The organism is Sphingomonas sanguinis NBRC 13937, from assembly GCF_001591005.1.
GTDB classification, from domain to species: Bacteria; Pseudomonadota; Alphaproteobacteria; order Sphingomonadales; family Sphingomonadaceae; genus Sphingomonas; species Sphingomonas sanguinis.
Genome location: NZ_BCTY01000085.1, coordinates 1 through 8,265, shown reverse-complemented (window position 1 = coordinate 8,265; position 8,265 = coordinate 1). Strand labels below are relative to the sequence as shown.

The window sequence follows — 8,265 nt, the reverse complement described above, 5'->3', positions numbered from 1 at the left end:
TCCCCTTGCAGGGGAGGAATTCTTTACCCCGTCAGGCCCGACGCCGTGGCCAGGCCGAGAAACGCCAGGAAGCCGATCGAGTCCGTCGTCATCGTCACGAACACCGACGACGCCACCGCCGGATCGGCGTCGAACCGGTCCAGCGTGACGGGCACCAGCACGCCCGCCAGCCCGGCGATGATGATGTTGGTCAGCATCGCCGCCGCAATCACCATGCCCAGCGCGGGATTGCCGAAGACCAGGCTGACGCCAATCCCGATCACGGCGGCCACGGTCAGGCCGTTCATCATTGCCACGCGAATTTCGCGCATGATCGCACGCGCCGTGTTCGACTGGGTCAGCTGGTTGGTCGCCAGCGCCCGGACCGTCACCGCCAGCGTCTGCGTCCCCGCATTGCCGCCGACGCCCGCGACGATCGGCATCAGCGTGGCCAGCGCCACCATCCGCGCGATCGTCCCCTCGAACGCCGCGATCACCGACGAGGCGACCATCGCGGTCACGAGGTTGGCGATCAGCCAGCGGACGCGGCTCTTGTAGCTGTCGAGGATCGGCTCGTTGATGTCGCCCTCGCCCGCCCCCGACAGGCGCAGCACGTCCTCGCCCGCCTCCTGCTGGATGATGTGGACGATATCGTCGACGGTGATCATGCCGACCAGCCGTCCGCTGGCATCGACCACGGCGGCCGAGATCAGCGCATATTTCTGGAAGCGCAGCGCGACCTCTTCCTGGTCCATGTCGACCGGGATCAGCGTCTGTTCGCGCTTCATCACGTCACCGATCGCGATGCCGCCCGGCGCGCGCAAGATCCAGGACAGCTGGCACGTCCCGATCGGCCGGTGGCCGGGATCGACGACGAAGATTTCCCAGAAATCGGTGGTCAGCTGCTCGTCATCGCGCAGGAACTCGATCGTCTGGGCGACCGTCCAATGCTCGGGCACCGCGATCAGCTCGCGCTGCATCAGGCGACCGGCGGACTCCTCGGGGAAGGACAGCGCCTCCTCGATCGCGGCGCGGTCGTCCGGGTCGAGCGCGCGCAGCACCGCGCGCTGCTCGTCCTCGTCCATGTCCTCGATGATCGCCACCGCGTCGTCGGTGTCGAGTTCCGACGCGATATCGGCGACTTCATGCGGTTCGAGCGCCTGGATCAGCTGCTCGCGCACATAGTCGTTCATCTCGGCGAAGACGTCGCCGTTCAGCAGGTCGGTGACCGCCCGCGCTAGGTTGACGCGTTCCTCGTCGCCCACCAGCTCGAACAGGTCGGCGATGTCGGCAGGGTGGAGCGGCTCGACCAGCGCGCGGGCGCCCTCGTCGTCGCCATCCTCCAGCGCGGCGAGCACGCTGGTGACATATTCGGGCTTCAGCCGGTCATCCTCGTCCAGCTGCGTTTCGGGCAGCGGGCTTTCGGTTTCGAGTTCAGGGAGTTCGGTGTCGCTGATCTCGGCCTCCCTCGATCGATCATGAACGCTGTGTCACGCCTCTAAACTGCGACGGCGGCATTTGCCAGCGGGCGTGTGAACGCCTACCTGCGCACCATCAACCAAGGAAGAACCCTTATGGCCGAGACCTTTTCCAAGCTGACCCTGACGCTCGAGAGCGGCGATGTCGTCATCACCCTGCGCCCCGACCTGGCGCCCGAGCATGTCGCGCGCATCGGCGGCCTTGCCAATGAAGGCTTTTACGACGGCGTCGTGTTCCACCGCGTGATCCCCGGCTTCATGGCGCAGGGTGGCGACCCCACCGGAACCGGCATGTCGGGTTCGGACAAGCCCAACCTGAAGCAGGAATTCAATGCCGAGCCGCACGTCCGCGGCACCTGCTCGATGGCGCGGACCAATGATCCGAACTCGGCCAATTCGCAGTTCTTCATCTGCTTCGACGACGCGCGCTTCCTCGACCGCCAGTACACCGTCTGGGGCCAGGTCGAGAGCGGCATGGAACATGTCGATGCGCTGCCCAAGGGCGAGCCCCCCCGCAATCCGGGCAAGATCATCAAGGCGACCGCAGAGTAATTCTTCCGCGAGAGCCGAAGGAAGGGGGAGTCTCGAAAGAGGCTCCCCCTTTTTATTTGGGCACGCCAGCCGCCACAGGCACGCCCCTCCCGCAAGCGAGTTTCAGGTCGGTCATGCCCCCGGCATGACCTAAACGATGCGGGGCATCGTTTACCTGAAACTGGGATGGGGGGAGGGCACGCCACAGGCGACAATCTCGGTGAGACACCCTGCCCTCCCCAACCCCTCCCGCCTGCGGGAGGGGCTATCGCTTGGGGTGAGGGAACGGCCTTCCTCAAACGTCGCGAAATGCGGGCGATCGCCGCTCCATGTTCGCTGCGACCGCCTCGCGGTGGTTGTCCCCTCGCATCAACGCCAATTGCTCGGCACTTTCCATCGCCAGCATGGCCTCGGGTCCGCTTGATCCCATCGCCCCGAACAGCCTTTTGGCGCTGCGCAACGCGTCGGGGCTGCGCGCGGCAACCCTGCGCGCCAGGGCCAGTGCCTCCCCACGCGGATCGTCGGACAGCCGGGTCACGAACCCCGCCGCCAGCGCCTCGTCCGCGTCGAACTCGCGCGCGGTGTAGATCCATTCGCGCAAGATATCCTCGCGCACCCCGCGCCACAGCGCGAAGCCGCCCATGTCAGGCACGATCCCCCAATGCACCTCGCGAATCGCAAAGCGGGTCGCCGGGTGCGCCAGCCGGATATCGGCGCCGCCCATGATCTGGGTCCCGCCGCCAAAGGCCACGCCATGCACCGCCGCAATCACCGGCACCGCCAGCGTCCGCCAGCCCCACGCCACCTGCTGCACCAGATTGGCGGCCCCATGGCTCCGCACCGCAAGGTCCAGCCCGGCAAGCTCACCCCCCGCCATCGCCGCCATGTCGAGGCCGGAGCAGAAGCCGTCCCCCTCTCCCGACAGGACCACCACGCGCAGGTCGGGCCGCGCGCCCAGCGTCTCGATCGCTTCGGCCAGCGCGTCGAACATGGCGCGGTCGATCGCGTTCAGCTTTTCGCCGCGCGCCAGCCGGACATCGGCGACGCCCTCCTCGACCGCGATCGTCACCCGGCTTTCCATGTCGCTCTCCTTTTGCGCTTCGTGGCCGCTCGTGTAGACCATGGCCCCATGGGGTTCGATATGGAACGCTTCGTCGCGATGGGCGGCTTGGGCGGCGGGCATGGACGGCATCTGGGCATCGGATACCGCGCGCATGGGGACGACTGGGCGGAGCTGGCGCTGCCATACGACCCGCGCCTGATCGGCGATCCGGCCAGCGGCGTGCTCGCCTCCGGCCCGATCGTCGCGATGATGGACATGGCGACCAGCGTCGCGGTCTGGCTGAAACGGGGCAAGTTCGAGCCGCATGTGACGCTGGACCTGCGGGTCGATTATCTGCGCCCGGCGATCCCGGAGCGCACCGTGGTCGGGCGCGGCGAATGCTATCGCATCACCCGCAGCATCGCCTTTGTCCGGGGCATCGCGCATGACGGCGACCCCGACGATCCCGTCGCGCATGTCGCGGGCACCTTTATCGGCATGGCCGCATGAGCGCCCCGCGCACCGCGATCGGACAGGCGATGGTCCTGCCGCCCTATGCCGAGTGGCTCGGCTGTTCGATCGAGTGGGTCGGCGACGTGCCCGAGCTGGTCCTGCCGTTCGGCGAGCATGTGATGGGCTGGCCCGACCTGCTCCAGGGCGGGGCGATCGCCGGGTTGCTGGAGGTGGCGGGGATCGCCGCGCTCACCCACCGCCTGTCGCAGGAGGGCGGCGGCCGGATCAAGCCGGTGACGGTCACCACCGATTACCTGCGCACCGGGCGCGACCAGCATCCGACGCGCGCGGTCGGCACGATCCTGCGCCTGGGCCAGCGCACCGCCCATATCGAGGCGACCGCCTGGCAGGAGGATCGCGACCGTCCGATCGCGACTGCCCGGCTGAACTATCGCGTCCTGCGCGGCTGAGGCTTGGCCAGCGCCTGCTTGATCGCGGCGTCGGCGACCGGCGCCATCGCGGCATAGCCCGCCGCATTGGGATGCACCCCATCGGTGCCGTAAGCGGGGTTCAGCGCATCGCCGACATGCAGCACCGACCAGTAATCGGCATAGGTCGCGCCGACGCGGGCCGCATACTCCTTCAACCAGCCATTCAGCGTGGCGATGCGCGGCGCGGTGGGTAGGCCCGGCTTCCACTCGAAATGGTCGGCCGGCGGGATGGAGGCCAGGATCACGCGGATGCCGTTGGCCTGGGCCAGCTGGATCATCGACATGATATTGCCCTCGACCTGCGCGTCGGTCGTGGGGCCGGTATTGCCCGCAATGTCGTTCGTGCCCGCCATGATCTGGACGACGGCAGGCTTCAGGTCGATCACGTCCTGGCGAAAGCGCAGCAGCATCTGCGAGGTCGTCTGCCCGCTGATCCCGCGCCCGATCCGGCCTTTCACGAAGAATTCCGGCGCGCGGCTGGCCCAGTTCTCGGTGATCGAGTCGCCCATGAACACCACGCGCGGCTGCCCCGCCACGGGCGCGGCAAGCCTGGCATTGTCGTCGCGGTAGCGCGCCAGATAGGCGAAGTCGTTGTGCAACCGCTCCTCCCATTCGCGGGTCCAGCGCTGCGCATCCGTCTCCTTCTGCTGGGCAAGGGCGGGCGTGGCGAGGGTCAGCGCGATCAGCGCGGTGATGACCAGACGGCTCACGGACGCAGCTCGGCCTGGGTCGCGGTGACGTTCCAGCCGCGAATCGCGACGGTCGGCTTGTCCGCCTTGGCACTGGGGAAGCGAATCTCGATCACGCGTGTCTCTCCGGGCAACAGGGTGACGTAATTGTCGCTGAAATAGGCGGGCAGCACCTGGGTGCCATCGGCGTTCATCACGGTCAGCTTGGTCTCGACCGCCGGGACCGAACCACTGTTGGTCAGGGTGATATTGGCGGTCGTCTCCTCACCCTGCCCCTCCAGGCTGGTATTCGCGGTGACCGTCGCTGCGCCCATCGTCGTCAGCGCGCGGTACCCCGCATCGTCCGCCGCCTGCCAATAGCTGTTGGTCGACAGCACCTGCCCGCCCGCATCGGTCGCCTCCAGCCGGACGAGCACGGCCCCGCGCTTCATCGCCGAGGCGAGGTCGAGGTTGAGGACCGGCGTGACGCCCTCGGCGTTGGCGACGACCTTCGCCTCCTGATCGCCCTCGCTGCGGCCGTCGAGCCCGACGACACGCGCGCGCACCTGCACGCCCTTCAGCGCATCACGGGTGTTGTTGACCAGCACGACGCGGTGGTCGGGCAGGTTCATCTGGACATGGATCGGCTCGGCGGCCTTCTTCACGCCGTAGAAGGCGGCGTGCGTGTCATAGTCGGACGAGAAGATCTGCCACGCCGAGGACGGCCAGGCGGGCTGGGTCATCCACAGCATCCGGCCGGAGTTCTCGGTCCAGAGGCCCGCATTCATCCCCTCGAAGATGGCGCGGTAGGACTCATACTCCATCATCTGCGCCTTGCGCTCGAAATCCTCGAGGCCCGTGGGCGCGCCGAAACGCTTTTCGAGCGCGTCGGTGAAGCTCTTGACCGCGCCGTTCCCGGTCTGGTGCCAGTCATGATAGGCCCAGACATCGCCGATCGGCCAGCGATCCGCCTCGGCCGGGATGGCGCGCTTCCACGCCTCCAGCGTCGGCAGCGAGGGGGTCCCGACCTCGACCGAGAAACCCTTGGCATGGGTGGTGAAATATTCGACCGGCGGCCGCCAGTTATAGGGCCCAGAGCCTTGCAGGTTTACCGCGTTGGACGAGGGCATGTAGAGCCGCGTCCCGTCCTCGGCGCGCAGCAGCGTGTCGAGCCCGTTATTGAGGATCGGCTGCGGCACGCCCTCGTTCCGCCCGAACCAGGCGACGATCGAGGGATGGTTGCGGAACCGGCGCACCACATCGGTCGCGTTGGCGAGGAAGAGCTGCGGGTCCTCGGCCTCCATATTGTAATCCTGGGTCGACTCCCAGAAATCGGACAGGACCATCAACCCATATTCGTCGGCCAGGTCGAAGAAGCTCTCTTCGGTATTCTGGCCCACCCAGTTGCGGATGATGTTGAGATGCGCATCGCGGTGCAGGCGGAAGAACGGCTCCAGATGCGCGCGGTCCACGCGCTTCATATAGTCGTCCATGCCGATATTGCCGCCGCGCGCCGCAATCCGCACGCCGTTGACCCGCAAGGTCAGATAGGGGGCGAGGCGCGGATCGTCGGTGACCTTGGCGACCGCCGCCGATTGGTCGCCGCCCGGCGTGAAGCTCATCGCCCAGCCATTGGCGGTCTTGCGAATGCCCTTATGGCTGGTGTCGATCACCTTGGGTCCACCACGGACGCGGTTGAGGTCGAGTGTCACCCGCTCCAAATCGCCGTCATCGTCGAACAGCGACAGATCATAGGTCACCTGCCGCATCCCGAAGCGCAACGCCTTGCTATCCGACAGCGCGCCATCGACCGCCGCCGTGATGGCCAGCTTGTGCAGCGCCGGGTCGCCATAGCCGTTGGGCCACCAGAGGCGCGGGTTCTTGACCGACAGCTGCGGGAACTCGGACGGCGACAGGACGGCGCGGATCGTCTGGCCGGGGGCGACCGTCACCGGCTTTTCGACCACCACATCGTCGAACACCGCGCGCACCGTCGTCGTCACCGGAGCTTGCCCGGTGTTGGTGACGGGCACCGCGATCTCGATATCGGCGACCGAGTTGTCGGGCTTGGGCAGTGTCGTCACGACCTGCGGGTCGCCCATCACCGCCGGGCCCGTCGCGGCCAGCGTCACCCCCTGCCACAGCCCGGTATTGCGATCGCGAACGGACGGAATCCAGTCCCAGCCCTCGGTCGCGACGAAGGTCGGGCCGTCCATCATCTGGACGCCGCCATTCTCGCCGACGCCCGCGGTCATCGACTCCTCGTGCGCGATGCCCGGATGCGGCGGCGGCGACACCCGCACCGCGATGGCGTTGCGCCCGGCGGCCAGCGTCACCGGGAAGCAGCCCCGGATGAAGGCGCCCTTCATCGTACCCGTCATCCGGCCATTGACCCACACCTCGGCCGAATAGTTCACGCCGTTGAAGGTCAGCCACATCTGCCGCCCGGCCGCCTCGGGCGGCGTGTCGAACTCGGTGCGATACCAGTAATCCTGCCGTGCCAGCGTCTCGGGGATCGCCAAATTGTTCAGCCCGACCGCCGGATCGGGATAGACGCCGCGATCGACCAGCGTCGTCAGCACCGTGCCCGGCACGGTTGCGGCATACCATTTGCTCGCGTCGAAATTGCCCTGCGACAGGTCTGCGCCGCCGGGGCCGACCTTGGCCGCCTCGATCAACCGCCAGCCATTGACCGCCCATTGGCCGGTGGCGGTGGAGACGAGCGCGGGGTCCTTGGGCTCGGGCTTGGCGGTGCCGCTGGCCGGGATCGGGGCCTTGGACTGGGGCAGGGTCCAGGCATCCTGCGGCACCGTCTGCCCCTGCATCTGGCGGGTCTGATAGGGCCAACTGGGGCTGCCGGTCTGGAGCGCCAGTTTTGCCGGGTCGGGCGCGCGCCGGGCGGCCAGACGGAGGGTCAGCGGATCGACCACCTCGCGCACCATGCGGAAATCGATGACCTTGCCCGCAAAGACCGGCTGGTAATCACGCGGCGCCAGCGTCGCGACGCCGGTGACGGGCTCCAGCGACAAACCGCGCTGCACCACCTGTCGCCCGTTCACGAAAAGGCGGACGACCTTTCCGTCATAGCTGGCGGCGATGTGCGTCCATTTGTTGCGATCGGCATCGCCGCCACCCTGCACCACCCCCGCTTCGGTCACCAGCGCGGGCTGGCCGTCGACCAGCGCCAGATAGCGGCGCGGGCCCGCCTTGGGATCGCCGAAGCCGCCGATCAGCATCGTCGTGCCCTTGCCCTGCACCGTCTTGGGCTGGACCCAGGCGGACAGCGTCCAGCTGGAGGCGACGACCGGCGTCGCCACGATAGCACGGCGATAGGCATCGCCCCCCTGCGGCAGATCCGCGTTGATCGGACCTAGCGGTGTTGCGGGCGCGGTCGTCGTCTGGGCGGAGGCCGCCAGCCCCCAGCACAGCGCCGTCATCGATGCCAGAGCCCCCATCGCTCTTGCCGCCGCCACGCTCATGCCGTCTCCCTTTCTGATCGCCGCCGGATAAAGCAAAGGGCGTGCGGTAAAGTCAAAGGGCGCTGTACCCTTTCCTCCCCTGTAAGGGGAGGTGTCGCGCGAAGCGTGACGGAGGGGTGTACCCCTATCGAGAGCGGGACACCC

At 67.6% G+C, this 8,265-nt stretch carries 7 protein-coding genes; 3 read left to right on the top strand and 4 right to left on the bottom strand.

The genetic code is table 11. The features are described 5' to 3' along the window. Positions 1–23: 23 nt before the first annotated feature. On the bottom strand, positions 24–1,436 hold the full coding sequence (mgtE, locus tag SSA01S_RS18350) for a magnesium transporter (RefSeq protein WP_058716170.1): 1,413 nt from the start codon (positions 1,434–1,436) through the stop codon (positions 24–26). Between the two features lie 117 nt (positions 1,437–1,553). Between mgtE and SSA01S_RS18345 the strand changes: the two genes are divergently transcribed. Next, positions 1,554–2,009, top strand: coding sequence for a peptidylprolyl isomerase (locus SSA01S_RS18345; RefSeq protein WP_042488118.1), 456 nt, complete (start codon positions 1,554–1,556; stop codon positions 2,007–2,009). Between the two features lie 274 nt (positions 2,010–2,283). On the opposite strand, the gene SSA01S_RS18340 is transcribed toward SSA01S_RS18345, so the two are convergent. Next, a complete protein-coding gene (locus SSA01S_RS18340) occupies positions 2,284–3,069 on the bottom strand; it encodes a crotonase/enoyl-CoA hydratase family protein (protein ID WP_061781551.1) in 786 nt (261 codons plus the stop codon). A gap of 60 nt (positions 3,070–3,129) precedes the next feature. Between SSA01S_RS18340 and SSA01S_RS18335 the strand changes: the two genes are divergently transcribed. After that, a complete protein-coding gene (locus tag SSA01S_RS18335) occupies positions 3,130–3,540 on the top strand; it encodes a PaaI family thioesterase (protein ID WP_240954504.1) in 411 nt (136 codons plus the stop codon). Then, positions 3,537–3,953, top strand: a complete 417-nt coding sequence (locus SSA01S_RS18330; RefSeq protein ID WP_240954505.1) for a PaaI family thioesterase — start codon at positions 3,537–3,539, stop codon at positions 3,951–3,953. The genes SSA01S_RS18335 and SSA01S_RS18330 overlap by 4 nt, the downstream gene beginning before the upstream one ends. Here the strand turns inward: SSA01S_RS18330 and SSA01S_RS18325 are convergent. Both SSA01S_RS18325 and SSA01S_RS18320 read right to left on the bottom strand, forming a co-directional pair. Then, positions 3,932–4,684 carry an SGNH/GDSL hydrolase family protein gene (locus SSA01S_RS18325; RefSeq protein WP_061781549.1) on the bottom strand — a complete coding sequence of 251 codons (753 nt, stop codon included), beginning with the start codon at positions 4,682–4,684 and terminating at the stop codon, positions 3,932–3,934. The two genes, SSA01S_RS18330 and SSA01S_RS18325, sit on opposite strands and share 22 nt — an antisense overlap. Continuing rightward, positions 4,681–8,121: a glycosyl hydrolase 2 galactose-binding domain-containing protein gene (locus SSA01S_RS18320; protein WP_244885711.1), complete on the bottom strand. Its 3,441-nt coding sequence runs from the start codon at positions 8,119–8,121 to the stop codon at positions 4,681–4,683. Before SSA01S_RS18320 ends, SSA01S_RS18325 begins: the two co-directional genes overlap by 4 nt. Positions 8,122–8,265 lie beyond the last annotated feature (144 nt).

Bases quoted from the DNA above. Each gene is read 5' to 3' on its own strand.
- SSA01S_RS18320 (WP_244885711.1), bottom strand. From the start codon at position 8,121: ATGAGCGTGGCGGCGGCAAGAGCGATGGGGGCTCTGGCATCGATGACG.
- SSA01S_RS18345 (WP_042488118.1), top strand. From the start codon at position 1,554: ATGGCCGAGACCTTTTCCAAGCTGACCCTGACGCTCGAGAGCGGCGAT.
- SSA01S_RS18330 (WP_240954505.1), top strand. From the start codon at position 3,537: ATGAGCGCCCCGCGCACCGCGATCGGACAGGCGATGGTCCTGCCGCCC.
- SSA01S_RS18335 (WP_240954504.1), top strand. From the start codon at position 3,130: ATGGAACGCTTCGTCGCGATGGGCGGCTTGGGCGGCGGGCATGGACGG.
- SSA01S_RS18340 (WP_061781551.1), bottom strand. From the start codon at position 3,069: ATGGAAAGCCGGGTGACGATCGCGGTCGAGGAGGGCGTCGCCGATGTC.